The organism is Maridesulfovibrio ferrireducens (assembly GCF_016342405.1).
Taxonomy (GTDB): domain Bacteria; phylum Desulfobacterota; class Desulfovibrionia; order Desulfovibrionales; family Desulfovibrionaceae; genus Maridesulfovibrio; species Maridesulfovibrio ferrireducens_A.
Genome location: NZ_JAEINN010000003.1, coordinates 30725 through 57560 on the forward strand (window position 1 = coordinate 30725; position 26836 = coordinate 57560).

Here is a 26836-nt window from a genome sequence, read left to right on the forward strand (position 1 = left end):
CACATCCTCCTATGAATATGCATCCTGACTCTTTCCCGTTTCAGGAACCGGAGTCAGATCATCCAAAAATTCCTGCAACCCTTGAATTTTGCCCTGAATCTGCGGAACCTTGTCCACCGAAGCCATTACAAGGGAGTCCTTTTCCTCTATGATTTTCAGCTCCAGAAACTTTTTAACCAGCCTGATAGATTTACCGGTCCCAAGCTCATGAAGCTCAGCAAGAACTTCACGGCTATCCATCATCATTCTCCGAAGCCTCTTTAAAACCGTCCTCGAAACTTCCGTCAGATTCGATACCCATCTTCACAAGCTGCAATTCAAGCCCCTTACCTTTGCCGTCCGGCTGAGCATTAACCCCGCACACATAAACTTCGGCTTGAAGTTTAAGAGTCGATCCAGCCTTGATGTCAGTGACCTTCAAACCCAACTTTGAAATAGTTTTGTCGTCCAAATGAAGACGAAGCCCCCACGGGAAATCATCTCCTTCCGGCCCTACTGCCAATTTCGAATCCGGTTTTTCTTTCTCCGGCTTACGCCGCAAATCCACCAGCTTCATTCTGTCCTCCCTGTTCGGGCAGCACTTGCCCGGCCTGTTGTTGAAGCATTTGCGCCAACTCCTGATTCACATCCATTCCCCGTTGTTCCATTTCTTCAACAAGCGCACTTACGTTTGCTCTGGCTGACTGCAAGGCGTTCTTCCGTTCCCAATTGTCACGCTCCTTAGCGTTTCTGAGAATGCCTTCGGGCAATTCAAGATTACTGAAAATTTCCTTAATAAGACGCTCATCATCCACCCAGCCTTCAAATCTGGGATTGTCGGTAATGCCCAGAATGGACTGCATTCTTTCAAGCTGAATCTCTTTGGCCATGAGAACCGAGGAACCGGTAGCAATGATTTCAAAGTCGCCCTTGATATCCCTGCGTTCATTGAACTGCATGTTCCAGAAATACATTTTGCGGAAAAATGGACGGGTGATGTTCTCATCAAAAGATTTGACCAGATCCTTTAAAATCTGATGGGCAGCACCGATAAGCATGGAGAGGCCGCGCGCAGTCTTGCCGGCTCCGCTCATCTGGGAACCGTCACCGGACATGAAACGGGGAACGGACATATCATCAACCATGTCGTTGAAAACACGCACTAACCCAAGCAGCTCGTTGGTATAAGAAGGCATGGACCAGAAATGGATCGCATTACGAGCGTCTTCGATGGATTTAAAAGGCCATATTTTGAAAGCATGAATATCGCGGAAATCTTCACCCGGCATGAACGCAGAAGCATTAACAGCAGCTTGAGGACCGCAAGAAACAGCAGCATTATCAATCAGCATCCGCATGGATGAATTGAGAGCTTTTTGTGGATGGCGAAGCAAGGTAGGCAAACCGTCACCCCAGATAGAATCTTCGTCTTCTATAAAATAATCGAACTGATAAGGGATAGAGTCCCCTTCCAAAGGATTGATCACCGCTTTGATAACCTTGTCCCCGATCAGCCAGATGTTGGCAGGAAAAACTTCTGCAAGATCCTCGTCCGGAATATCAACGCCGGCACTCTGCAACTGTTCTCCGCTGAGACTTCCCCAGAATTCATAAACACGGTAACGGTTCTCGATCTTACGGCCGGAACCGCCCTTCTCATTGTGAATGCGGTATGATGACTTTGAATCCAGATCACCTTCGGGATTGTCGCGAAGATACTGATTTATGATGTCCTTCTTAAAGCCGGGATAATCATTTAAATCGCGAACTTCCTGCCGATTGTAGATGTGATCCTGAATCACATATTCTAAACTTGTGGAATTCGTAGCATTGGGATCAGGATAAATATTCCAGACCGAAACAGCCTCGAAAAACGGACGCAGTTCTTTTACCTGAGACTTCTGGAGCGTCCACTTTCCATCTTCCGCAATAATGTAACCTTCTCGGAATTCTTCACGAACGAGCGGCCCTTTCAGAATTCCGGTTCCATATTTAAGCTTCTGCTTAATTACGCTGGTACAAACAGAAGTGTAAGACTGCCGATCACTGCTGCCGACCAGTTGATCCGCGATTTCATTACTCATGGCATCAGCAGATTCTTTTGCTTTCTTTTCGACTAGAGATTCAACGTCGTCCTTAGAAAACGGCTGTCCATTCTGCAAAGCCTGATTGCGATAATTTTCAATAACCGAAGGATGGAGTTCCGGACGCGGTGAAGGCTTAAGTCCCCAATTCCGTTCACCGGATGCAGGAAAAAGCAAATCCTTAAGCTGAGACTGGACCGTAGTCATTTTGACTCTGGTAGCCGGAACAAACATCTTACTGCGCTTGATCTTTTTCAATTCATCCGCGCTGTACTCGCCCTTTTCTTGCAGGTAATCCAAAGCCCAAACCGCTTCTTTATCCTTTCTTGCGGCTTCGGCCTTGGTGAACAGACCTTTAAGAAAAGTACCTAAATTCTGGTTCATGCAGCAGCCTTCGCCTTATTTGATGGTCTGGAAGAGAACCACCAGCCCACAGCAGAACTGGACATGAAAACTGTATTCATGACGATGTAGCGAACCATTTCATTTGCTGTATCGCTGTTAACCAGCACGTTGCTTTCGGCTAAGTAGGCTGTAAAATGCTGATAGGTAGACCATGTGATCCAGCACAGAAAAACGGTCATAACCGGACGGGTAATCCCGCGAATAGCATCCGCCACAACCAGCAGAAAATCTGCCCAAGTTTTCTCTTTGCCGCGAGAATAGGTTGCACTGTCATGCAGCAAAGATTGCTGATAGTTCTGCCCGTCGATTATGGTTTCAGTCATGGCGCGTTCTTCACGAGCTTCCTGAACCTTAACCTCGCCTTCAACGCGCATGACTTCAATCTGCTTATCCGCCATCACCATTTCTTGCTGGTGCTGAAGCTCCAAAGTTTTGCGCTTCTGCCATTCAGTGATCCAACCGGAAATACCGCCAAAAATGTTTTGAGCAATGGTCGCTATGCCGCCGGTTCCGATACCCAGCAAAGACGAACCGATAATATCAAACAGTCCTGCATCAGCCATGACTATGCCTCCCGAATTTCGAGCAACAGATCCCGGCCATAGGTAGCGGCCAGAAATTTGCGAAAAGTGTTTTTGGAATTACCGACAGCGAGTTGGCCCCAAATCTGGCAGACCATCGACCCCAGAAGAACGCAGCCTTTAGAATGAGATTTAAAATTCTTAGATTTATCACCGGCAACATTACCCCAGTGAGCCTGCACAGCAGTTCGACCAGGAACACGAACAAACTGGTAAACATAGCTTTTCCAGTGATCGGACCAACGAAGAATGAGTTTATAAATTCCGATTGGAACGCAGGAAATGCCGTTTGCATTATCAAGCCAGGGCAACTCGATGGTGAAACATTTGAAATTGACTTCCGGAATAGTGAGAACGCCAAGAGTTCCTTGATCGGTGCTAGGCTGGCGCAGGATAAAAGCATCAAGAGGCGGCAGTTTTTTCATTACTTAGCCACCTTGACTTTTATCCACTCCCAACAGGCCATACCCACGAAAGCAATAAATACTGGACCAGCCCACCTAGCAACCGAGCGCCAAAATTCATTGCGACCTTCAAGCATGGTAGCGATAGCGCCGTGATGCGCACGCATAGCCTTAACGCCCTGACAATGATTGCCGTCACCAAGGTCACGCACCATGTCCATAAGCGTGCCGACTTCCTTGGCCGCTTCCGGCTCAAGGTTGCACGTGCAAGTGCCTGTCTTCTGCATGGCAGCGATGATGCCATCAGTAACGGCGGCTGCTACGATTACAGCAATATCTTTCTTTAATTCTTCACTAATCTCACTCACAGCATACTCCGGTTTGTCGTCCGCATCCCGAGGTTTGGATGCGGACGACACGAGGATAAGAAGGAAAGCAAAGCCTCCACGCTTATGGAATCAGTAACATGGGGTTTTGGAGTGAGGACGTGAGAGATCGCCACAGATCAGCAGGGATCAGTGGAGGTAGGGTTGACAGGGTTTTGAAGAGGAGTATTTATAGTAAAATTAATAACAATTCTTACAAAACTTAGGCATCACAAAATCATTATGAGAAAAAAATCTGTCGATTTGAGCATTCATAAGCTTAATAGAATTATTACGAATACATTCAAAAGAAAAACATGCATGCACCCAGAAGCCCCTAAAGAGTGCTCTAAAAGCATCATCAATTCTCATACCATTTCTAAATGTCACTTTTCTGATATTACAAGAAATGGGCAAATATATTTTTATAATAAAACCAACTTATACCAACTTGAACAGAGTAATGGAAAATTCCAACCAAACTTAGTTGGCATGAAACACGCGAGTGTTTTTTATGGATTTTGTGGAAAACATGATAAAGAACTTTTTTCTCCAATAGAGAACTCAACTTTTAAGCCAAATATTGTTCACTGTTTCATAGCTGGATACAGAGCATTCTCTAGGCAACTGTATGACAAAAATTGCTCTGTAAAACTTTATGATAACATTAAAAAATCAGGGTTTAAACTCAACATAAACTGTATAGCTCAGCAATCTGCAGCACTGCAAGATGTTGAACAACTTGATGAAGATAAACTAATTTTTAATAAGGCAATTAAAGAAGGAAATACAGACGACTTTTCATTTCTTTGTATTGAATTTAAAAAAATTCCAAATCTCATGGTCACAGGTTTCTTTACTTTGGGATCTGACTATAAAGGGCGGAAAATTTGTGATACCAGCAGCATTGTTTTAAAAGAAAATATATTTAGCGGAAAAATCATTCCAGTAACACAGCTGACAAACAAAATTCCTATGACATCAGTTATGTATTTATCCAGCAGAGGCAAACACTATGCGGTCTTTTGCTGGCCCAAAACGGATGATAAAACCTTTAAACCGATTTTAGAATCACTTCAAAGAACCAAGAAAAGCCGTATAACTGATGCGCTAATCTACACAGCCCTTGTACATTGCGAAAATGTTATACTTTCCCCTGATTGGTGGGAATCACTCTCTGAAGAAAAACAAGAAAATCTAAACAGCCTTGCCCACCCCACTACACATGCTGAAAATATTCCGATCAAAATAACAGACCTTTTGAATGGGGATGACCCTATTTACGACGATTGGGAACCAATTGCTTTTTACTCTGATACAATTGATATAAAAGAATAGATCTGTTCTACGAGGAAATACAATGCGTTTAATTCGTCTTACAAGCATATTCATATGCTGCTTACTTTTTGTAGGTTGTGTAAAATCTAAAAGCATAAACTATTACACCGACCAAAAAATTACTGGTGAAAAAGTAATCGCTTTTGAAGGACCAAGAACACCATGGACAGCACCTCTTTTGCAGGAGTTAAGAAAAAAAGGTTTCAAAGTTAAGCGGTGGGGCAGTCAACACAAAACAGTACATAAATCATCTGACTCCAACATTGAAATGTATAATGAAGCATCAACCAGATATATTTTATTTATTGACGGACAAGCGTACCTTAATCAAGCAAACAGATGTTTCGGAGGTGGATATAAGTTTGTCTACATTAATGCAGACCTTGTTGATGTTGAGAGCAACGAAACAATAGCAAACTTCTCTGACGCTGGTTATTCAGAAAATTGTCCGCCTTTTTCAGGTACAATTTTTGAGGATATTGCCAACACAGTTAATAATGCATGGGAATAATCCACTCACAAAGCCTATCTTCGTAGCGCAAAAACATCTTGCTGTTATGGCAAATTTACCATAAATTAAACTCATGAGTGCAAATCAACGTCAGCTGTTCTGGGTCGGAACCAGCCTTAAAGATCTTCTCGGGCAACCTGTAGAAGTAAGGCAATGTGTAGGATACGCTCTGCATGTAGTTCAAGACGGAAGAACGCCGGAAAACGCTAAAGCGTTTAAACAAGGCGGCTCCGGTGTTATTGAAATCAGCATAGACCATGACACTGATACATATCGGACCATGTACGTGGCTAAGCTAGATAAAGGTGTGTATGTCTTGCACTCATTTCAAAAGAAATCCAAAAGCGGCAAAGCGACCCCGAAAGCCGACATTGATAAAATTCAATCCAGATACAAAGAAGCTTTGAAAGCAGATAAAGATTAAACAAGATAGACAGCAAAATTAGAGGTATCCACTATGACAATAGAAGCTGGATCAGGAAACGTATTTGCAGACCTTGGCTTAGAACAACCAGAAGAATTAACCTACAAAGCTAACATCATCATGGAAATTCAAAAGGCCATAAAGGTTCGTGGAATCACCCAGACAAAGGCAGCAGAGATTTGCGGCACGGATCAACCGACCTTATCCAAAATATTAAGAGGCAATATAACCCTCGCAACGACAGACAGACTTTTTACTTGGCTGGTAAGACTCGGGTATATCGTTAAGATTACTATCGAGCCATCAGTCACGGCAGGTAACGTACAAATCTGTACATGTAGATGATCTACCGCAATTCTTTACCCGAATCAGACAAAACCCGACGAACCATATCAGGCTCCTTGGCAATAATCATCAGATAAGCTCTAGTCGGACCTTCTGGAACCCTGCGTTTCTGCTCCCAGTGACGAACTGAAGAGAGAGACAAGCCGAATGCTTTAGCAAAAACAATCTGAGTCATATTAAGCTTCTTGCGGATATTGCGCACATCGACTTCTGCCGGAATATTAACCCGGTATTCGCACTCTTCCATTTCACCCTTGGCAATGGAAACGGCCTGTTCCAAACTCTTAAGAATACGATTTCCTGCACTACCCATTTTATTTCCCTTCCTTGAAACTTTTAACAATAATCTGCACAAATTTCTTCATCATATTTCGCTCTGCCTGACTCAAGTTAGCCTTGTCTTTTTTAGCAAAAATATTCAAAGCAAATAACGGAATAGTTGTGCTGTGGTAATAATAAACCACTCTGAATGCGCCACTTTTACCCCTGCCGCCAGTAGCAAAACGGACCTTGCGAATACCGCCAGTCCCTTCCATCAAAACTCCTGCTGTAGGGTTTGCAGCAAGAAAATTAATAAGCTCCCGATGCTCTTCTTCACTCATTTTGGAGTTTTTAACATCTTTTATAAATTCGGGAGTTTCAATAACTGTCATTAACTTGGTCATGAAATATAGTACTCCATTGGGATACAAAGTCAAGATGACTCGCCCGTGGTTTGATAAATTTTAACCCACTCCCACAACTCCGCCTTCTCCGCCATATACTTCCCTTCTACTTGGCGGATAGGCGAACCGTCCTCCTGCGCCCAAGTGCGAACAGTATTGCGCCCCACTCCGAACAGCTTGCCGATATTCTCCAGCCCCGTAACGATTTCAACCGGCCTGACAACCATATCAGTACCCTCCTACTGAATGGGTATTACCCGACAACGGCCCGTTATTCTGCCATGCACTCATATCGCCATCTTCCAGATCCAGCCCTGCCAGCGCATATAGCATTGCCGCCACTACCGGAAATTCTTCCAGCTTGCGGCCCAGATCATCCCGATTCAGCGTATTGTATTCGAGCACGGCCTGCGATTCCCCGAAAAAGAGCGTCTTGATATTTCTGGTTCTACGATCCACCAGCCGGTCATAATCCCTGAAAGACCTGCTACCCTTCATTGCGGGAGGCGAAGCGAGATCTATGCACGGCAAACGCAAACGCTGCCGCTGATCGTTAAAAAGCTGCACTAACCGTGTTCCGGCATGAGCAAGCGGAGTACGCCAAATATCGATCAACAAAAATTCCTGTACGGCTGCCATTTCCCGACAAAGCGTTTCGTGATCCTCGTGCAGAAACTCCGCTACCAGATCCACCCGATGCTGATCAGTACCGGGTATAAGATCTTTATGTTCAGCCAGCACCGTTACCACTCCCGGCTTTACATCATACGGCCATGCGACTGCTCCTGAAACCCTGCGGTATTTAATTCCGGTCACTGGATCTTTCAGGCTTCGCACACCACTCATGCGCGACATTACAGCTTTAAGCTTATCAATTGTTCTCATTTTACACCTGCCGGACTTACCCGATTAACTCATGTCGCGGCCTTCTGTGAGACCACCGCGCCGCTTGAAATATTCTATCGCCTGCGTCATCACATCCACCTGATCTTTGAATTTAGATCCAGGGAAATGCTCAATCTCATCCAGAAAATCAGCCAGCCATTCTGCCGACTCCGGCAACCAGACATTACCGCTTTCGATTGTGTCAGCTACCGCCTTGGCCCTGTTTTCCTTATCCCCGCCCGTAACGGCCCATGCCACAACAGGTACGGTAGTGGATTCCTGCAAATCCTGAATAACGCTGATACCGCTTGATTTATCTTCAATAACCACCACGTCCGGACGATTGACTGCATACCGTGTTTTGATGGTCCTTTTCAGTTCGGGATATTCCATGCGCTTGCGGATGACATCGAGCAGATAATAGCCGTTATGCGCTTCCCCCCAAATTTGGCCACATGAATACGCGCTGGAGACATTCGCCTTCTGAGCCGTATCCCAGTGTTCCACAATGCGGTAAAATTTGGGGAGCTTCGTGTAACTCTTGAACCAATCCAGCTTGAAGATTGCACCGCCTGCGGGTGAAGGTCGCTGCTGGAGCTGCCCTGCGGCTTCGCTCTTTGATGAAAATGATTCTTCGATAGCTGAAAGGGTTACTTCGTCAAAACGTTCCGGCCAGAGCAGTTCGCCCTCTTCGGTCCGTGGATCATCGAATCCGAGAACCGTATGAAATTTGTTACCTTCGTATCTTGCCGGCAAACAGAGATGCACGTAATCGGCCCCACTCTTTTCGAGAATATGACCGGATAGATCCTGCTGATGACCGCGCTGCATGACAACCACAAACGCCCCGGTCTTGGGATCATTCAAACGTGTCTGCATGGTGTTATCCCACCAATCAAGCACTTCCTTGCGTTTAGCGTCAGACTTCACTTCACTCATGTTGTGCGGATCATCAGCCACTATGCGATCCCCGCCTTCACCAGTTGCCCTACCGCCGACAGAAGTTGAAAAACGAAAACCGCCAGCCTTGTTCTCAAACTTATCCTTGGCGTTCTGGTCACGCTTCAGCTCAACATGAGGCCACGCTTCCTTGTACCAGGGCGAAGTCACGATCTCGCGAGTTTTCATATTGTCACGCACGGAAAGCGTTGCAGAATATGAGCTGAAGAAAAATTGTATCCACGGATTGAAAGTCCATTCCCACGCAGGCCAGCACACGGAAACCGAAAGCGATTTCATATGACGAGGCGGCATGTTGATCAAAAGCCGCTTGATTTCACCAGTACTGACGGCCTCCAGATGCTCAACAATCGCCCCGATATGCCAGCCCTCAACGTAAGTGCGTCCCGGTTCAATCACATGCCACGACTGCTTAATGAATTCTCGCAGGCTCATATCAGGCTTGCCGGTTCCCATAAAATCAGAACCGGCAGACGGCACGGAATCTTTCAGGTTCATGAGCAGATTGCCCATCAAACCGTTTACTTTCAAAGATTTGCTCATATCGGATTCATGTAGATGTCCCTGATTTCTTCCGGCTGTATGCAGAGATAAGTCAGAGTCTGTCTGGGACTTGAATGGTTAAATGTTTCCATCAGCTTAGAAATTTCGACATCGTAAACCACCCGCTGCTGATAGCCGAAAGTTTTTCGCAATGTATGAGACCCGTAATTGCCCTTCAGATTGATTTTCGAACACCACTTCTTCACAAGTTTGTTGACGTAGTTCGGAGCCATAGGAGCATCATTTCTGCCCGTAAAAAGATATTCCACTTCCAGAGATCGACACTGAGCAGCCCAAGGTCGAACGGCATCAAGCACAGTCGGACTCAAAGTGATTCTCCGTTCCTTTCCGGTCTTACTTTCCCTCAGAACTAATTCGTCACCTACTTTGGCATCCACAAACTGATCAACTCGCAGTTGCACCAGATCCACGGCTCGAAGGTTCGTATTAATCCCGAGAACAAACAGGGCTAAGTCTCTTGGATTTTCAGCTAACAACTTTTTCAAGTTAGCAATATCCTCAAGCGAAGTAATTGGATCAACTTTCGTTGAACTGCCTTTTTCAGGATGATTTGGATTTCTTTTTTCCATTTTTGCTCTCCGTTTAGATGTTTCTAAATTCTGTCATTATTTTAGTAAATATTAGACTAAAATAAAAGTTATTTCTAACAAAATTCGAATAAAAACATCTAAACACTTGGAATTTATATCTAAATAGCTTTTTTGCAAGTCTAATCTTTATATTAAAGTTAGACTTTTTGAGTTTTGTTAAAATTAAAAGTTAGACTTCTCGCCGCCGCCGATTCCAAAATCCAAACTGGAGCGGACCGCATTAATTTCAGTCAGACGAGAGACAATTTTCTGTTGAACTTCCGGATCAGCCTTTTGAATTTCCTCCAAAACGATGGTCTGAAATTCTTCAACCTTTTTCAGCGAGTAAATTTCACTCTGCATTTTGAAGACAAACTCGAGCTGCTTGCGAAGCTCAGCTTGCAATTTGATCAAAAAACCGCCGATATCGCGATTTTGACCCGCCAGCCGCCGCAATTTTGTTTGACTGTCACGATATTCCTCAGTTCCCGGATCACCATGAAGGACAAGTTGAATCATTTTCAGCAAGCCTCGGCATTGTATGCCCAGAGCTTCGAGCTGATCCGAGAGAGTGAGCTTGGCATCAAGCATCTTTCCCGCTGAAAACAATGCAATGTCCTTTGAAACAGCAACATCAATCCGTTTTCTTGCCTTCGAAACAGCAGCTTGCGACACTCCAAAGAACTCAGCAATATGTACTTGCTTCAATCCATGCTCAACTAGCAATTTAATTAACACATCATGGTCAATCTTTCCACTGTTGTACGAGGGATGTAGTTTTAAATTTTCCAATACTACAGAAGTTTTTTCTTGCATTTTATCAACTCACAGACGTTACAACTTTACTACTGCTTAACTTTATAACTTCAAAACTTCACTTTTACTCGGTTAAAATTAACCTGAGCTTAACTACCGCCAGCGGCACAACGAGCTTCAAATTCTTCTTCACTCATTCCACTTCCGGAAGTTAACCCGTTCACTTCCACATCTTCACGAGATTGAAATCCTCCGCCAAAGACTTTCGCAATATTCTTACCTTCGATCAGCCAGGGAAGACTCGCTTTCCATTCCGGATTAACTTCGCCAAGGAGATACGGATAATCTCGAATCTGTTCAAAGTACCATTGCCACCAATCAATCCCGTTTCCATCAGGACCAAATTCATAACCACACCTTTCCACTTTTTTCATCAGCTCTTTCGTTAGACTTTTGGGCTTGGACAGCTCTGGGAGAATTTCACAAAAAATCTCCACCAACTCGTCACCCTTTGGGGGACTATAGGGGGTTTTTACGTAGAGAGTAGGAGTAGGAGAAGGGGCATTGCGCAAATCATCATTTTGCAATGCAGGCGCATCTTTATTTTCATGCGTCGGCATTGCATCCGCATCACCATTAATATCACCTGCACTCGAAGGATCTTCCTTCTTCGTATCATCCTGTTTTGTCTTGTTTTTCTTTTTACCCCAACGAGCTTCTGCTGCTAGTTTTGCCGCTTTAGATCGTTCTCTGGCCTCAGCTGCCCAGGGTTGCATTTCATCCCACGCACAAACGAAGAAATGGTCATCATCTTTTCCAATTATATCAAGCTGTAAAAGCATTTCTACATAATCATGACTATCTAAGTTAATCTTACATGCAAAGAGAAGATCTTCTTCATCAAAACAAGCAGGAAAGTGTCCAGAATCACTAGGGAAATGCTTAGCACAATAACACCAAAGCAGGATGATTCCCATCACGCCCTCAATCCCGAACCGTCTCATTACCTTTTGGAAGCGGAAATCTTCAAAAAATTCCACATCTAATCGGATGTCAGTCACATTTTTGATTCGACTAGCCACAACGGACTCCTTAAAATTTTCTCGGCATTGCGGATTTGATGCACTAGGAATGCAGGGGCATTGCGCACGCATTCATTATATTTACAACCCATTAAAAAGACTCAAAAAAAACAGGGATAACCCTGAAAAATTTCGACAGCGCGCCGAATTTAAAAAAATTCAGTCCTGCCCAATTCATGCAGCCGCAATGCGTCCGCAATACCAACGCATAAAAAAGTAAATTCAATTCAATAAGCTTCCTTCCATACCTTAAAAGACCTTCTCCTTGGAGACGAGTCTAGATAATTTTCCCTTTATTAATGGCCCCTTAACCTTACTCCCTCCAAAATAGACTTCATCTTCTTATACGCTCTGGGACAAACCTCTGGCGTATCAGCCAAATCCAACTCAATAAGGTTTGCTATCACATCCCAAGAATCAACAAGCCCGGCCCACTCCGGAGACTCTTCTCGCATTTCACCTAAGCGTTCACGGAATCCAGGAACAACATCCAACAGTTTCTGACAGCGAATGAAATCAGAAGGATCCGAGGGATACCGGCTACCCCATGAACCACAACAATTAATTCCTGAAAGCCGCGTAGCTAATGTGTTAGAAGATAGTCCACGACGGCCACTTGCCAACCATTCAACAAAATTTTTATCTATCATGCTGTTACTCCTCTTCACCCATTCTTTTTAATTGCTCCACAACCTTTCCAGCGACCTCCAAATACTCATCAACAGTGCAGTCCTGATACTTATTAATCAGTTCCATCAAAACGATTTTGACAGTTGATTCAAATTCAGTTTTAGCCTCACTACTCGACATATGAACCTCCATTGTTTGCACTTATCAAAAGTCCAACCAGCTCCAATCATTCTCCTTCTCATTCAGGAACTGGAGCCGCCTGCGCCGATACGCTGTTACCAAACTACCTGTTGTCGAGTTTCTGCTTTTCGCCACATCAAGAGTAACCTCCACAATGTCATTGATTGTCTTCGGATCCCATGGCCGAATGAAAATGACCTGATCCGCATCCTGTTCAATCGCTCCGGACTCACGCAGATCCGAAAGAAGTGGAATCTTGTTCTTACGATTTTCAACATCCCGGTTGAGTTGAGCCAGAACGAGCAGCGAGATCCCGCACTCAGTAGCCGTCTCTTTGAGCATACGCGAGATTTCAGCCACTTCCCTCTCCCTTGATCCTCCGCGCGAATCAGGACGAAGCAATTGGATGTAATCAATGATTGCGAACTTTAATCCAAATTCCTTTTTCCAGCGCCGGCATTGAGCGCGCAACTCAGAAGCAGAAAGAGAAGGCTTGTCCCAAATGCGGAGCCACGGATCCTTCCCGTCAAACCACTGAGCAAACTCATAGATATGCGCCCAATCCTCCTTTGAAAATTTGCCGTCACGGAAACGCATTCCTTCGACTCCATGAGTTGAGGAAAGCAGGCGATTGACGAGCAAATACCTCATCATTTCAAGTGAAAAAATTCCGACAGGGACTTTTTGATGAATAGCGTGAAGAGCAAAATTTAAGGCAAGCGCGGTTTTTCCGTTGGATGGACGACCGGCAAGGATAATAATTTCACCGGGAATCATTCCACCAGTGATAGAATTGAGCTTATAAAGATGTGTTTTAATTCCGTCACCACCACGCCCTTCAAGATCCTCAAGATACTTCACATATCCACGGATAATTTCCGAAGGCTTTTGCGCGGCCACATCCATACGCCCTTCTAATACCTTATCAATAGTTTGCTGAGCAGACGCAGCGAACTCAGCCGGATCCGCGTCACCAGCGTAAGCGTGTTCGATGAGATTCTGCCCGAGCTGCGCCATAGTCCTGCGCCTAGCGTAACCTTGAAGATCTTTTGCCCAGCTTTCAACGTGGTTCACAGGTTCAATATCGTTCGACAGCTCAACAAGATAATACGCACCGCCACACGCTTCAGACCGACCATTATTCAAAAGCCGATCATTAAGCGTGACTAAATCAATCGGAACATACTCCCGGTGCATGGCCAAAAAAGTCTGCCATATATTTTGATGAATAGGACTATAGAAATATTCAGGTGATTTTAGAATAGGAAGCAACGAATCAATGTTTCTACCATTGGTCCGTAAAACAGCACTGATAACCGCTCTTTCAAGCTCCAAATTATTAGGGGGAGAATTTGTATTCATACCCTTTCCCCCCATGTTAGGATTGCAAATTGAGGGACAGGGGAGGGACAGATAGCGGAAACCCACAAAAAAAGCCCCGAAGAGTGATGTACTAGACATCTATCTAAGGGGCTGTTTTTATTCTGGTTGGTGCGAAAGGAGAGACTCGAACTCTCACGGATTAACCGCTGGATCCTAAATCCAGTGCGTCTACCAATTCCGCCACTCTCGCAACCAGTTATGCCTGTCGTTAATCGCCGATTTCAACTTAATCTAAAAGATTAAATACGGAACCACCGCGACAGAAGATGCTTAATATAGGGACCATTAAAGATTGTCAACCAAAATTGCTAATTATATCGATAATTACTATATTTTTTTTATTATTTTTTCAAAACAGCAATCAAACACTTAAGTTTTGCTTCAAGATCCTGAAAATCCTTACCTAGAACTCGAACAATCGGTTCTATGCCTATTTCGCCCGGATCACAAACAACATCAACTTTTGTTGCATCATCGTGATGCGCAAGAGCTTCACAGGTTCCCCACTCGAGAGAACTGCCGACTTCTATATTTAAGTCTTTCGGTTTATCCGCAAGATCAAACCATGCTTCAACAAATCCACACTTGGCTACAGCTGCCATAATTTGGTCATTATACCTTATACCGACAGCACAGTTGATTTCAGGATTATACTTGCGGGCGCACAGTACTGCCTTTGCCGTAAACGAAGAGGCTCCGAAATCAGGATAGCCACCTATAATAATTTCACCCTTGCGAGTACAGGTAATGCGTCCGGTAAAGGCCGCCACATCATTTATTTCAGTAGCGTGCGGAAGGGCCGCGGCTACATTCATCCTGCTTTCAGGAATTAGGTTACTGAGTCCGTCCATATAAGTCAGGCGCAATCCGCATTCATGCAAATCAGAAAGAAGTCCTTCCTTCATAGCTGTAATCAACATAGGAGCAAGATGATTCGGAGGTCCACCTCCCTCACCAACTTCAAATCCAGCACGAAGCGCAAGATTCAGATATTTTTGAGCATCAAGAATTGCGGTGACAATATTTTTCCCTTTTGCCATCCCGGAAGCAATTGCAGCAGAAAGAGTACATCCTGTGCCGTGCATATTTCTAGTCTTCACACGTTGCTGCATCATTGGAATAGGTTTCTCACCTTTGATTCCCAGCCAATCCGTTGAAGCAACAGAATCAAAATGACCGCCTTTGATCAAAACAGCTTTTGGTCCCATTTCAAGAAGAATATCAATCGCCTTGAAAATATCCTCGCGCGTCTTTATTTCCATATCTGCAAAAAGCTCTGCTTCCGGCACATTGGGAGTAAGTAGATCAGCTAATGGAAACAACTCTTTCATTGCTTCCACAGCATCCTCTTTAAGAAGCCTTGCTCCGCTCGAAGCTACACAAACAGGATCAATTATAAGCGGAAAAGATTTATCAACAAGGGCCGCGGCAACAGATCTTATTATAGACGCAGAAAACAGCATTCCTGTTTTCGCAGCTTTAATATTAATATCAGCGCAAACCGTCTCAATCTGTAATGCTACAAATTCAGGTGAAACAGGCTCTATGCCCGACACTGTAACAGTATTCTGAGCAGTCAGAGCAGTAATCGCACTTGCGCCGTAACACCCCATTATTGACATGGTCTTAAGATCAGCTTGAATACCGGCACCACCGCCGGAATCTGATCCGGCTATGGTCAAAACACATGGAAGCGAATTCATTTTGCCTCCTTAGGCAGACTATATTGTTCACACAGCTTTTAACCATGCCCCTCGTTCGGGTCAACAAGTCTCGTCTAAAAAATTTGGGGCTATCGTGGACCTTGCCAGCGCCACAGGTCCCCTATATGATTAGCGGATGACAAAAACACTTATCGCATCAAAAATAAAACAACCAACTTTTTTGCCCATGACGAGAGAAGAAATGGACTGGCTCGGCTGGGATAGACCAGATATCCTTCTCGTGTCCGGCGATAGCTATATAGATCACCCGAGTTTCGGAATCCCCTTGCTGGGCAGAGTACTGACCGCACACGGATATAAAGTAGCTCTTGTCTGCCAGCCTGATTGGAAAGACACAAAAGATATAGAGGCCCTCGGCCGCCCCCGCTTATATGCAGGAGTCTCTGCCGGAGCGCTGGATTCCATGCTTTCTCACTATACTTCTTTCCGCAAAAAAAGAAGCGATGATGCTTACACTCCCGGCGGCAAAGCCGGAGCACGTCCGAACCGTGCGTGCATCATTTATACAAACCTTATAAAAAAAGCTTTCAAAGGTTTACCTGTAGTCATGGGAGGAATTGAAGCTTCCCTGCGCCGAATTTCTCATTTTGATTTCTGGACAGAAAAAATACGCAAAACAATTCTCATGGACAGCAAAGCTGACCTTTTGATTTACGGCATGGGCGAACGAGCCATGCTTGAAGCGGCGGACAGACTTTCAGAAGCGGATGAACCTTCCGGCGCGACTCTTCGAGGAATAAACGGCACTGCCTTTATGGGCAAAATTGAAGATATCCCTGCTGACGCGGAAGTTATAGAACTTCCTTCACATCAGGATATTCTCGATGATCCGCAAATGCTGATGAAAGCCACTCTTTTACTTGAAGAGCAGGTTCACTACGGCAAAGCATGGGCTATTCAAAAAACAGACAGCAGATATGTTGTAATAACACCACCTGCAATCTACCTCAATACCAATGAACTTGACTGGCTGTACACACTGCCTTTTGCTCGGCTACCGCATCCTTCCTATGATGATAAAGGTCGAATCCCTGCGGCGGAGATGATTGAATTCAGCATAACCTCCCATCGCGGATGCGGCGGCGGATGCTCGTTCTGCTCAATTGCCATGCACCAAGGAAGACACATCCGTTCCCGCAGTAAGAAATCAATCTTAAATGAAGCCGCAGGAATGAATTCACATAGTCATTTCAGAGGATCTATCTCAGACATAGGCGGTCCAAGTGCTAATATGTGGAATGCTAAGTGTTCCGTTGAAAGAGAAAAGTGCAAACGCAAAAGCTGCCTTGTTCCAAATATCTGTCCGAATTTTAAATATGACCAGAAAGCGAACCTTGACCTGTTGAAACAGACCAGAAATCTGGACGGAATAAAACATGTCCGGGTTGCCAGCGGTGTAAGATTTGATCTGGGCCTTAAAGACCGCACAAGTTTACGCGAAATTTTTAAAGAATTTGTCGGTGGACAATTAAAGGTTGCTCCTGAGCATATCTCACCTGAAGTTCTTAAACATATGCGTAAACCGGATCTGCCGGTATTTGAAAGCTTTCTCGAACTGTTCGAAGTTGAAACAAAAAACGCGGGAAAGAATCAATACGTCATTCCTTATCTAATGAGCGCGTTTCCCGGATGCACAGATGCTGACATGCGTATGCTCGCAGACTGGCTTAAAGCAAAAGGCTGGTCCCCTAAACAAGTACAGTGCTTTATACCCACGCCCGGAACTGTTGCCACCGCAATGTATTACACAGGCACTACCCCGGACGGAGAACGGATCTTTGTTGCAAAGACGGATGCCCAGCGTTTAAAACAACATGGCATACTTATCCCTGACGCAACCCGTGACCCTAGAAGCATAAGATATAAAGATAAACAAACTAAACCTGAAAAAAATACTAAAAAAGACACTTCGAAAGACTTTAAGGGAAATAAAAAATTTAAAGGGAAAAGCAAAACTGAACCGTTTTCAAAAAAGAATAAAAAAAGGTAATCCTTAACCTTGGAAATAGTTAATAAATCATATAATTGAAAAGATATGGATTAAACAACAACTCTCAATGCGGGTATAACCAAATGAGCTCAGAATCTTTCGCAAATCTGTGCATCTTTCATATAATGGATGGACTGCGTGACGGACTTTCACACTTCTCCCAGATAAGCCGGACGGCTCTGCTATACGCAATAAACCCGGGAGACCCTTTACGCATTTATGATCCGCAAGGATTATTAAGGGACCACGAACCCAAATTAAAGGAAGTCTATCTGGATTCAGATGCCTGGAAAGCCGGAAGCAACCATGATGACAACACGCGACTCATTGAAGTTATCAAATCAAAAGATCTGGCTCTTGCAGGATTAATCACCTGCGGAGCCCGTTCCAGTAGCATTTTTTACCAGCGCTGGTTTACTGAGCAACACCCGAATATGTGCTCAACAGGCCCCACTGAAAGCTGGATGGAATATGCGGCCCTGATGTTGTCTCAAGATTTTGCGGCACAAAATATTTTGCGTCTCGACAGTTCAGGACACCTTTTGCGCGAGTATTCAACTCATGCTGTCAGAGATTACATTGTAGATCAACGAAACAGAATCATGGGCTGGGACACACAATTAAGAGTTTACCCGATTCTAGATGCCATTCTCGGAATATCCAAAACAAAAGAGGAAGGAGCTTGGGCTCGTGGCGACCTTATTTTCATAGAGCCTTCGGAACTTGATTCCTTAGAATATCTGGCCAAATTCCCAGAAAATGAAAGACCGGCTCTTAAAAACCACAAGCACGTCAGAAAGCTTCTGCAATCTGTTGAAAATTCCAGTAGAAAACTTGTCTCTGACGGAAAATGCGTTGTCGGAATATCATCCTGCTGGCCGACAAACACCTCTATTTCAGCGGACTTCAAAGGAGAATGGGGAATCCTGCAACGAGGGACCGAACCCGTATGTAGCTTTGCGGATGCGACTTTTTCATCCACTAATTACAGGCCAAACCTTGTCCAACTCGAAGAAAACCTTCTTGAAATTAAACTTGATGCCAATAACAGGCACGACCTGTTTCAACTGGCAAACAAAATGGTATCCAGCGCGACTCATCAAAGCCACGGTTGCACACTTGTTTTAGATTTCAATGATACACCTGTAAAAATTGCAGGCCAAACTCTTGAAGAACCGCTTGATTTGCGTGATCCTGAAATACGTGGGCTAGCAAGATCTCTGACCAAGTTGGACGGAGCTATCCATATTGGAAAAGATGTAAAAGTTTACGGTTTTGCATGCCTGCTGGACGGAAAAGCTGTTTCCGGTGAAAACAGGGCAAGAGGAGCAAGGTTTAATTCTGCCTTACGCTTCACCGCAAAACATCCAAATATAATCGTAATTGTTGTTTCTTCCGATAAGCCCGTTTCAATCATACAGCGAGGAGTTGAACTGACTGCCCGCTGCGACTGGACACAACACTTTGCATGCGTCAGCACTCCCCCCACTCTCGCAGAGTGGATCGAAGGATAAATACTATGAATAAAATTTTATATTTATTTGCAATTTCAACTTTTTCATTGCTGCTTTGTGCTTCTTCTGCATCAGCAGAAAATTGTCCATTCAAAAGTTTTTCTTTTGAGAAAAAGAAAGCTTCCTCGCATTGGTCAGCAAAGAAAACATACGTGGTATCCGGTAACAGAACTCTCGGCCTCTTCAATAATCGTAACAAGCGATATCCTTCTCAAACAGTTCTCACCATAAAGGATATTCCTAAAAATTCATCCATCACAGTTAAATTTGATATGCTTTATATCGGAAGCTGGGATTCAGAAGGAAAACTGGCTGACCGTTTCACGGTTAAAGTTGGCGGAGGACCGGAAATAATGAACATCACCGAGTTCCCCTGTCTTCTTGAAGACGGAGATGACAATAAACCTGTTAACAATACGGGATTTGTAAAGGTTGGAGAAAGAGACAGAGCCTACTGGATTACACCACTTTCATTTACAGTTGAACCTTCAGTAATTATCAAAGGTGAACTTAAACTTGAATTCAAAGGTTATTTGACTGGTCGCAAAACAGAATTCTGGGCTTTGGATGATGTTGAAATTTTTATAAATTAAAACTTTATTAATTTAAATTTTTAATAAGCCTGCAAGCTGCCATAACACGACGACTTGCAGGCTTATTTTTTCCATATTCAAACTTTAAAGTTGTTCTAAAACTTTTGTAATCGGATGATTTTCCACTCTTTTAACTTCAAGCACGTCATAAAGCTTTTCAAGTTGCAATACTATTTGCTCGAGCTTACTATCATCTGCAACGGTCAACACCATCCGGCTTTCATCTCCGCTCCCAATCGGGCCACAGACAATTCCTTCAAGGTTGAAATTTCTTCGGGAAAAAAGTCCGGTAATCTGACTCATCACCCCTGCATGATTTCTAACCAGTAAATCTATTCCATAATTGTGCATATCTCAGCCTCCTATCATTTCTCTGTTGGCGCATTCAGGCGGAACCATGGGAAGAACTTTGTTATCTAAATCTATGGGAATATTTATTACGCAAGGCCCTTCCTGTCCGAGAATTTTGCGTAAAAATAGAGACGGATTCTCTTCTTGACCAAGATCAAAGGCCGGTACTCCGAATCCTTTTGCAATAGCCGTAAAATCCGGACTGCTATCAAAGCTGGATGCATAATATCTTTCCCCGAAGAAAAGCTCCTGCTGCTGCCTTACAAGTCCGAGCCTATTGTTATTCATGATCAGAACTTTAACATTGAGACGATGCTCAGCCAATGTTGCAAGCTCCTGAATATTCATCAAAAAGGAACCGTCCCCACTAACACACACTACCCGTCTTTCGGGATTAGCAAACGCTGCACCTATTGCAGTAGGTAAACCGAACCCCATTGTACCGAGTCCTCCGGAAGTTAACAGAGTGCGGGGTTTTCTAAAGGGATACCCTTTGGCAACCCACATCTGATGTTGTCCAACATCTGTTGTAATAATAGATTGCTCGGAAAGAGATTCACTAACAACACGCAGTAGATTCATTGGATGAAAGGTATCTTCTTTATCCGTCAATATTTCAGGGTACAGCAACCGCAATGATGCAATATGCGCACTCCATCCTATTCTGATAGCCGGATCCACACACTCAGCAAAAACATTAAGTGCGTGTCCTACATCACCTACAATCGCGAGATTGGAAGATTTTATTTTATCAATTTCAGACCTGTCGATATCAACATGTAAGATATCAGCATGCTTGCAGAACTCACAGGCCTTACCAACAGCTCTATCATCAAAGCGAACTCCAAGAGCTATGATAAGATCTGCTTCTTCCATTATCATGTTTGTTGCACGCTCTCCGTGCATACCGAGCATACCGAGATAATGGGGATCTCCGTGCGGATAAGCTCCAAGCCCCATCAAAGTAGTTACGACCGGAATTGAATTTTTATGAGCCAGCCGGATCAAGTCTTTTGAACCTTCAGCAGCAACAACTCCTCCCCCCGCATAGATTACGGGTTTCCGTGAATTGTTGATCATATCAACTGCCTGATTCAACAATTTATCATCACACAAAACAATATTGCTCTTAGTCCCTATCTCGGGAAAATCTTTAAATTCTATAATCTCATTTTGAACGTCTTTCGGAACATCGATTACGACAGGGCCGGGTCTGCCGGACTCAGCAAGACGGAAAGCTTCTGGAATAACATTAAGCAGCTCTTTAGCGGACTGAACAAGGAAATTATGTTTGGTAATTGGAATTGTAAGCCCATAAGTATCAACTTCCTGAAAAGCATCAGTTCCGATTAATGAACTTGATACCTGTCCGGTTATTGCAACCATTGGAATTGAATCAAGACTGGCATCAGCTATTGCTGTGAGCAGATTTGTGACTCCCGGACCGGATGTTGCCATGCAGACGGCAGCTTTACCGGTTGTCCGGGCCATACCTTGCGACATAAAACCCGCGCCTTGTTCATGTCTGGCTAGAATATGTCTGATCGAACTGTCTCTGAGCGCGTCATAAATAGGCAGATTGGAACCGCCGGGTATTCCGCATATGATATCAATACCTTGCCGCTCAAGAAGTCTGATAACTAATTGTGCTCCACTGATTTCCATTTCCTCACCCTCGCCTTGTCATAATGTCAAAAAAAAACCCCTGCTGGCTGGGCCGGCAGGGGTTAGAACAACATGTTGTGTAAACTGAATTTACAACCTTCCCTCCGGCTTATTTATGCCTGTCACCATCACCACAGAAATCACCACCATCACCACTAGGGTGAGGGCTGTAACTGCTGCAAGATTGTGATTTAGGGAGAACAAGTTCATTTCAGTTTTTTCTCAAATTTTCTCGGAAATTTATAAATACTGCAAAACTCTTAAGCCAGCAGATTATCATAATCAAGTCTTTTTTTTAAATAAGTGGAAATTATGACTTTAACTTAAACAACCCCACCCACCCTGTTTTATAACCAAGTACATGAAAAGAAAATTTGAAAAGCGCTGCACAAAACAAATTAACCAAAAGTATAGGAAGATCATTCTTCTTAAGAAGAAGGTTACGATCATTCTTAACCTTGAAAGGGCTTTTTCTGTACCTGATATCTTTCAGCTTCAACTCATATTCAGAACTGAAACCGACCTGTTCAGAATTACCACTATAAAAATTCTTTATCCCTTGAGGATAATACGGTTTTTCATGATCCAGATCGAGCCAGAAATGAGGGTGAAGCATAGGGGTTGCAATAAGTATCAACCCTCCCGGTTTTAAATACTTTAAATATCCATCTACAAACGAAATCAAATCTTCAAACTTAAAATGCTCAATAATATGAGACAAAACTAAAAAATCAAACTTAGTCTCTGAATATCCAGCATCAAAATCTTCTAAAGAAACAACATTTAACCCTCGTTTATTGCATTCTTCAACTTGATGGATATTTTTTTCAACTCCAAGAATATTTCTAAACCCTTGCGACTTCAAAAAATCAGTCTTTCCGCCACGACCGCACCCGACTTCAAGAATACTCATTTCACGATCAAGATCACACATAATAGATTTCCACTGTGTCATTTCGTGACGAGACAAATCCTTTGCAGTTTTCCGAATGGATTTTCGCATCTCGGGGCTAGCCGTTAGCATCACGCACTCCCGCAAGTTCAGCCAGATATCTCGCTGCATTTGCCGCTCCGTTAAGCACCATATCGGAAGGCTCAACTTTTGTTTTCAAACACTTTTCGAGAGAGTTGCGCAGAGCTTCAACGGTTACTCCATCCTCTGGAAAAACATTCACTATAGCCGAAGAGAACTTACTTAAAATCGCGGCATGCTCTTCCTGTTCTCCATCTTTCATTCCCCGAAGCAACACAACAGAAGGCACTCCTGCCCCCATCACATCTGTAAGACTGTTGTACCCCCCGTAAATAATGGCTGACCTTGAGTTTGCGAGATCAGTAAGAAAGGACGGACCAAGCTGTTCCAGATAAACATTAGAATGACGCTCGAAAGACTTTTTCACACCACACGCGCGCGGGTCGCGGTGGTTCATATAAACTTTCCATATCCCTTCGGATATATCGAAACCACCCAAAACTTCCGCCACCTTTTCAAGCAATACAGAAGTCCCCTCACCTGACCATGGGATAGAAACAACTCCTGCCAGCTTCTTGTGAGTGCAAACGTCAGTTACAATATTTCGTAATTCCTTAAACCGCGAAACATACCCGGCTTCAAACGGAATTTTCTGAAAATGTTTCGAAAGCTTATCAAGCTCCGAACTACCTGTTACGGAAGAATCTCCGTACCATAAAATATCTGAATACCTTGAAGTAAAAGTATCCGCCGACAGTTCAGACCACACCTTATCAACGTCTCCGACAACAGCACGAACTCCAAGCACCCATTTGCTGTCGGTTGAGCCCTCAACAGCGCGCAACAATTCTTTATGCTTTCCTTGTGGGGTATGGTCTGCCAGAATGACTTTTGGTTTATACACATCGACCAAATCACTGAGACTTTCAGCTCTGACGGTTCCCAAAACTTTATCATCAATATTTGAAGGCCCAAGGTCTCCACAGGATTTTCCGCATGAAATTTTTGTTTTATATGATGGAAGCTTAATCCAATCCAGTTCTCCTTCACCGATAAGCTCGGCAGTAGCGCCGCATCCGGTTACCAGCAAAACTGACAAATGAGGGAAAAGTCTACGGACAGCAAGCCCAATTGCAACACTTCGGCTTACATGTCCTAGTCCTCTTCCATCATGAGCATAAATAAGTATATCTATTATTGATTTCATCATCAGACCCTATGTTAATAAGTAAAAGATAACTAACAGACCTTAATATATACAAAAAACACAAACAACAAAAGACAAGAAAAGGGATTGCATACAACAGGAAAACATACTAGAAAATATCAAACACTTGGTTAATCGATTTTAAGGATTTACAGAAGTACCCCTTTTCGTTAGATATTCCAACGGTCATGGTTATGCAACGGCAAATAAACTTAGTGGCTTATAAGCCACGTACAATTGGTATAATAAATGAGTAAGACCTACAATATTTTGATGTACTCCCACGACACATATGGTCTTGGGCACATTCGTCGTACTATGGCTATTGCTTCGCAGTTAAAATGCCATGGGGTCAATATCCTTATTATTACAGGATCACCCATCGTCGGAAGATTTGAATTTCCAGAACAGATCGATTTTGTTCGTGTTCCGGGAATGATAAAACAATCAAACGACAATTATATACCTCACTCCATCAAAATCGACCCGATTCATGCCATGTCCATCCGGCAATCAATAATCGATGCCACGGCAAAAAGTTTTCAACCGGACCTTTTCATCGTTGATAAAGCCCCACGCGGCCTCAAACACGAAATCATGCCAACCTTGGAATGGATGAAACAATACGGCAAAACCCGTACCATCCTCGGCCTCAGAGACATCATGGATGACTCAGAAAGCACGACCGCAGACTGGAAGGAAAAAGGCATCTATGATGTCCTTGAAAACCTTTATTCTGAAATATGGGTTTACGGCCACAAAGAATACTACAATCCTATTAAAGAGTACTCTATTCCTGAATCTATCAGTAAAAAGATGATTTTTACAGGTTATATCCCGAGAAAAACACATTCAAGATCCGGCCCTGAAGTACGCAAAAACGGCAAAAAACTTGTGGTTATCACCGCAGGCGGCGGCGGTGATGGATACCCAATGATGGACGCGTATCTAAAAGCCCTTGAAAAATACAATCCGCAAAATTTCCGAACAGTTATGGTAACCGGTCCCTTTATGCCCACCGAACAGAGGCGTGACCTTTCTGAACGTGCAAAAAAACTTTCAGTTACATTTTACCACTTTTACCGAAGAATGGAAAAGTTATTCAGCAATGCTGATCTTATTGTCAGCATGGGCGGCTACAATACTGTGTGTGAAATACTCTCACACAAGCAGGTAGGACTGATTGTTCCCCGTGAAACTCCACGTCTGGAACAGACTATCCGGGCACAAGTTCTAAAAGAACAAAATCTTGCAGACTATATCCCCTGGCACAAGTTAGGACCGGATACTATGATGGAAAAAATAAATCATCTGCTTAACGATTCCAATTCAATAAAAGAGACTGTTTCAAATTTTAAATTCACCGGCCTTGATGTTATGCATCAGCGTGTCAACCTATTCAAAGATATATGCTAATGACAAATAAAAACCAGCCAGTCCTTGCTATGATCCTTAAGGGATATCCCCGTATTTCAGAAACATTTATTTCCAACGAAATAAGACTTCTCGAAAAACGTGGCGTTAAAATTCACATTATCTCCATGCGTAAACCACGGGAAGATTTTACCCATAAATCAATTTCAGAGATTAAAGCTAAAGTCTCATACCTTCCTTCAACACTTGAAGGCTGCCTTGAAGGACTTTTCGGTTCAGCGGATCATGACGCGGGTTTAAAAGATCCCCGTTATGGCACAGACCCGGAATTTACACAGCGAATCGATAAAATATGGGAAAATTTCCGTGAAACAGGAAGTGAAGCATCCTTTAAACACATGCTTCAAGCTGAGTATATTGTTGAAAAAATACTGCCCGGCTCAGATATTTTCCACATCCACGCACATTTTGCGCATTCCCCTACTTCCGTAGCAAGAAACGCAAGCAAGCTTTCAGGACTTCCGTTCAGTTTTACAGCTCATGCTAAAGATATCTATACTCAGGCTCCAGAAAAAATAACCGCAAAAATTTCCGAAGCTAAATTTGCTGTCACCTGCACTGGCTATAACTGCAAATATCTTGAAGAAATAGCTCCCGAAGGTAAACCCATCCATAAGGTTTACCACGGTATAGATCTGGCACTTTTTACTTCAGATAAAAATTATTCAACATCTGCTCCATACGAAATTTTCACAGTTGCGCGGTTCACCCCTAAAAAAGGACTGCCCACAGTCTTCAAAGCATTAAAAATCCTTGCAGATAAAGGGATAGATTTTGCCTATAAAATCGTAGGGGACGGAGATGACAGGGATTCAACCCTCGCTCTGATCGAAGAACTTGGATTATCTGACCGCTGTACATGGGTAGGAACTAAACCCCACGAAGAAGTACTTGAACTCTACAGAACTGCTGATTTATTCGCTCTGGGATGTGAAATCGCAGAGAATGGAGACAGGGACGGAATCCCTAATGTTCTGGCGGAAAGCATGGCGATGTCTGTTCCCGTTGTAGCAACCACTGTATCCGGTATTCCGGAACTCGTTGAACACGGTAAAACCGGTATACTTGTTGAACCGGGTGATTACTTAGCAATGGCTGATGCAATGGAAAAGATATTAACCGATCAAGACCTCAGACAAGTTATGATTCCCGCGGCTAAAAAGAAAGTTCACGACATTTTTGATAACCGCTACTGGATTAACATACTGGCTGACGTTTATGAATTATATGGGATAAAGGCCAGCGACTAGCATCTACCTTACAAGGACAAGTCTA

The 26836-nt window shown here is 43.6% G+C and carries 31 protein-coding genes and 1 tRNA gene; 9 read left to right on the forward strand and 23 right to left on the reverse strand.

Translation table 11 applies throughout. From position 1 onward, the window contains the following. Positions 1-9: 9 nt before the first annotated feature. Genes JEY82_RS03890 through JEY82_RS03915 form a run of 6 tightly spaced genes read right to left on the reverse strand, consistent with a single transcriptional unit; the run spans position 10 to position 3872 of the window. Positions 10-240 (reverse strand): hypothetical protein, encoded by a 231-nt coding sequence (locus JEY82_RS03890; protein WP_304082750.1) that lies wholly within the window; start codon positions 238-240, stop codon positions 10-12. Further along, the gene (gp10, locus tag JEY82_RS03895; protein ID WP_304082752.1) at positions 233-556 is read right to left on the reverse strand and encodes a capsid staple protein; all 324 of its coding nucleotides are present in this window, start codon (positions 554-556) and stop codon (positions 233-235) included. Before gp10 ends, JEY82_RS03890 begins: the two co-directional genes overlap by 8 nt. Next, on the reverse strand, positions 531-2447 hold the full coding sequence (locus JEY82_RS03900) for a hypothetical protein (RefSeq protein WP_304082753.1): 1917 nt from the start codon (positions 2445-2447) through the stop codon (positions 531-533). The genes gp10 and JEY82_RS03900 overlap by 26 nt, the downstream gene beginning before the upstream one ends. Next, positions 2444-3031 carry a hypothetical protein gene (locus JEY82_RS03905; protein ID WP_304082757.1) on the reverse strand — a complete coding sequence of 196 codons (588 nt, stop codon included), beginning with the start codon at positions 3029-3031 and terminating at the stop codon, positions 2444-2446. Before JEY82_RS03905 ends, JEY82_RS03900 begins: the two co-directional genes overlap by 4 nt. Positions 3032-3033: 2 nt before the next feature. Next, complete coding sequence (locus JEY82_RS03910) at positions 3034-3474, reverse strand: DUF5675 family protein (RefSeq protein ID WP_304082759.1); 441 nt, start codon at positions 3472-3474, stop codon at positions 3034-3036. Then, a complete protein-coding gene (locus tag JEY82_RS03915; protein WP_304082762.1) occupies positions 3474-3872 on the reverse strand; it encodes a hypothetical protein in 399 nt (132 codons plus the stop codon). Before JEY82_RS03915 ends, JEY82_RS03910 begins: the two co-directional genes overlap by 1 nt. A 267-nt stretch (positions 3873-4139) precedes the next feature. Here JEY82_RS03915 and JEY82_RS03920 point away from each other — a divergent pair, with 267 nt between their 5' ends. The 4 genes from JEY82_RS03920 (at position 4140) to JEY82_RS03935 (ending at position 6436) form a co-directional block, all read left to right on the forward strand. Further along, the gene (locus tag JEY82_RS03920; protein WP_304082763.1) at positions 4140-5156 is read left to right on the forward strand and encodes a hypothetical protein; all 1017 of its coding nucleotides are present in this window, start codon (positions 4140-4142) and stop codon (positions 5154-5156) included. A 22-nt stretch (positions 5157-5178) separates the two neighbouring features. Beyond that, a complete protein-coding gene (locus JEY82_RS03925; protein ID WP_304082766.1) occupies positions 5179-5667 on the forward strand; it encodes a hypothetical protein in 489 nt (162 codons plus the stop codon). Positions 5668-5740: 73 nt separating this feature from the next. Next, positions 5741-6091, forward strand: coding sequence for a type II toxin-antitoxin system RelE/ParE family toxin (locus tag JEY82_RS03930; protein ID WP_304082769.1), 351 nt, complete (start codon positions 5741-5743; stop codon positions 6089-6091). A 33-nt stretch (positions 6092-6124) separates the two neighbouring features. Continuing rightward, positions 6125-6436 carry a helix-turn-helix domain-containing protein gene (locus tag JEY82_RS03935; RefSeq protein WP_304082772.1) on the forward strand — a complete coding sequence of 104 codons (312 nt, stop codon included), beginning with the start codon at positions 6125-6127 and terminating at the stop codon, positions 6434-6436. Position 6437: 1 nt separating this feature from the next. Here JEY82_RS03935 and JEY82_RS03940 read toward each other — a convergent pair whose 3' ends face one another. From JEY82_RS03940 to thiD, 13 genes are all read right to left on the reverse strand, one after another. Continuing rightward, positions 6438-6749 (reverse strand): DNA-binding transcriptional regulator, encoded by a 312-nt coding sequence (locus JEY82_RS03940; RefSeq protein ID WP_304082774.1) that lies wholly within the window; start codon positions 6747-6749, stop codon positions 6438-6440. A gap of 1 nt (position 6750) precedes the next feature. Continuing rightward, the gene (locus JEY82_RS03945) at positions 6751-7101 is read right to left on the reverse strand and encodes a type II toxin-antitoxin system RelE/ParE family toxin (RefSeq protein ID WP_304082776.1); all 351 of its coding nucleotides are present in this window, start codon (positions 7099-7101) and stop codon (positions 6751-6753) included. 29 nt (positions 7102-7130) lie between these two features. Next, positions 7131-7328, reverse strand: coding sequence for a hypothetical protein (locus JEY82_RS03950; RefSeq protein WP_304082779.1), 198 nt, complete (start codon positions 7326-7328; stop codon positions 7131-7133). A gap of 1 nt (position 7329) precedes the next feature. Then, positions 7330-7986, reverse strand: coding sequence for a hypothetical protein (locus JEY82_RS03955; RefSeq protein ID WP_304082781.1), 657 nt, complete (start codon positions 7984-7986; stop codon positions 7330-7332). 24 nt (positions 7987-8010) lie between these two features. After that, positions 8011-9489 (reverse strand): phage terminase large subunit, encoded by a 1479-nt coding sequence (gene terL, locus JEY82_RS03960; RefSeq protein WP_304082783.1) that lies wholly within the window; start codon positions 9487-9489, stop codon positions 8011-8013. Next, on the reverse strand, positions 9486-10079 hold the full coding sequence (locus tag JEY82_RS03965; protein ID WP_304082786.1) for a tyrosine-type recombinase/integrase: 594 nt from the start codon (positions 10077-10079) through the stop codon (positions 9486-9488). The genes terL and JEY82_RS03965 overlap by 4 nt, the downstream gene beginning before the upstream one ends. Positions 10080-10262: 183 nt before the next feature. Continuing rightward, the gene (locus JEY82_RS03970; protein ID WP_304082789.1) at positions 10263-10895 is read right to left on the reverse strand and encodes a hypothetical protein; all 633 of its coding nucleotides are present in this window, start codon (positions 10893-10895) and stop codon (positions 10263-10265) included. An 89-nt stretch (positions 10896-10984) separates the two neighbouring features. Continuing rightward, entirely contained in the window at positions 10985-11917 is a 933-nt protein-coding gene (locus JEY82_RS03975; RefSeq protein WP_304082792.1) for a hypothetical protein, read from the reverse strand. Positions 11918-12213: 296 nt separating this feature from the next. After that, a complete protein-coding gene (locus JEY82_RS03980; RefSeq protein ID WP_304082795.1) occupies positions 12214-12567 on the reverse strand; it encodes a hypothetical protein in 354 nt (117 codons plus the stop codon). A 4-nt stretch (positions 12568-12571) separates the two neighbouring features. Next, positions 12572-12727 (reverse strand): hypothetical protein, encoded by a 156-nt coding sequence (locus JEY82_RS03985; RefSeq protein WP_304082797.1) that lies wholly within the window; start codon positions 12725-12727, stop codon positions 12572-12574. Positions 12728-12751: 24 nt separating this feature from the next. Continuing rightward, a complete protein-coding gene (locus JEY82_RS03990; RefSeq protein ID WP_304082798.1) occupies positions 12752-14089 on the reverse strand; it encodes a replicative DNA helicase in 1338 nt (445 codons plus the stop codon). A gap of 127 nt (positions 14090-14216) precedes the next feature. Next, positions 14217-14300, reverse strand: a tRNA-Leu gene (locus JEY82_RS03995). A 151-nt stretch (positions 14301-14451) separates the two neighbouring features. After that, the gene (thiD, locus tag JEY82_RS04000; protein ID WP_304082801.1) at positions 14452-15813 is read right to left on the reverse strand and encodes a bifunctional hydroxymethylpyrimidine kinase/phosphomethylpyrimidine kinase; all 1362 of its coding nucleotides are present in this window, start codon (positions 15811-15813) and stop codon (positions 14452-14454) included. Positions 15814-15949: 136 nt separating this feature from the next. Here thiD and JEY82_RS04005 point away from each other — a divergent pair, with 136 nt between their 5' ends. From JEY82_RS04005 to JEY82_RS04015, 3 genes are all read left to right on the forward strand, one after another. Then, on the forward strand, positions 15950-17824 hold the full coding sequence (locus JEY82_RS04005; protein WP_304082804.1) for a YgiQ family radical SAM protein: 1875 nt from the start codon (positions 15950-15952) through the stop codon (positions 17822-17824). A gap of 83 nt (positions 17825-17907) precedes the next feature. After that, positions 17908-19338 carry a DNA integrity scanning protein DisA nucleotide-binding domain protein gene (locus JEY82_RS04010; RefSeq protein ID WP_304082806.1) on the forward strand — a complete coding sequence of 477 codons (1431 nt, stop codon included), beginning with the start codon at positions 17908-17910 and terminating at the stop codon, positions 19336-19338. Positions 19339-19343: 5 nt separating this feature from the next. Further along, positions 19344-19931: a hypothetical protein gene (locus JEY82_RS04015; RefSeq protein ID WP_304082809.1), complete on the forward strand. Its 588-nt coding sequence runs from the start codon at positions 19344-19346 to the stop codon at positions 19929-19931. Between the two features lie 84 nt (positions 19932-20015). Here the strand turns inward: JEY82_RS04015 and ilvN are convergent, their stop codons facing one another. From ilvN to JEY82_RS04035, 4 genes are all read right to left on the reverse strand, one after another. Continuing rightward, positions 20016-20282 carry an acetolactate synthase small subunit gene (gene ilvN / locus JEY82_RS04020; protein WP_304082812.1) on the reverse strand — a complete coding sequence of 89 codons (267 nt, stop codon included), beginning with the start codon at positions 20280-20282 and terminating at the stop codon, positions 20016-20018. Between the two features lie 3 nt (positions 20283-20285). Further along, entirely contained in the window at positions 20286-21947 is a 1662-nt protein-coding gene (gene ilvB, locus JEY82_RS04025) for a biosynthetic-type acetolactate synthase large subunit (RefSeq protein WP_304082815.1), read from the reverse strand. Between the two features lie 310 nt (positions 21948-22257). After that, positions 22258-22971, reverse strand: coding sequence for a bifunctional 2-polyprenyl-6-hydroxyphenol methylase/3-demethylubiquinol 3-O-methyltransferase UbiG (locus tag JEY82_RS04030; protein ID WP_304082818.1), 714 nt, complete (start codon positions 22969-22971; stop codon positions 22258-22260). Then, positions 22958-24127 carry a hypothetical protein gene (locus JEY82_RS04035; protein WP_304082821.1) on the reverse strand — a complete coding sequence of 390 codons (1170 nt, stop codon included), beginning with the start codon at positions 24125-24127 and terminating at the stop codon, positions 22958-22960. Before JEY82_RS04035 ends, JEY82_RS04030 begins: the two co-directional genes overlap by 14 nt. Positions 24128-24376: 249 nt before the next feature. Here JEY82_RS04035 and JEY82_RS04040 point away from each other — a divergent pair, with 249 nt between their 5' ends. Both JEY82_RS04040 and JEY82_RS04045 read left to right on the forward strand, forming a co-directional pair. After that, entirely contained in the window at positions 24377-25543 is a 1167-nt protein-coding gene (locus tag JEY82_RS04040) for a glycosyltransferase family protein (protein ID WP_304082824.1), read from the forward strand. Next, on the forward strand, positions 25543-26811 hold the full coding sequence (locus tag JEY82_RS04045; RefSeq protein WP_304082827.1) for a glycosyltransferase: 1269 nt from the start codon (positions 25543-25545) through the stop codon (positions 26809-26811). Before JEY82_RS04040 ends, JEY82_RS04045 begins: the two co-directional genes overlap by 1 nt. The last annotated feature ends 25 nt before the right edge of the window (positions 26812-26836 follow it).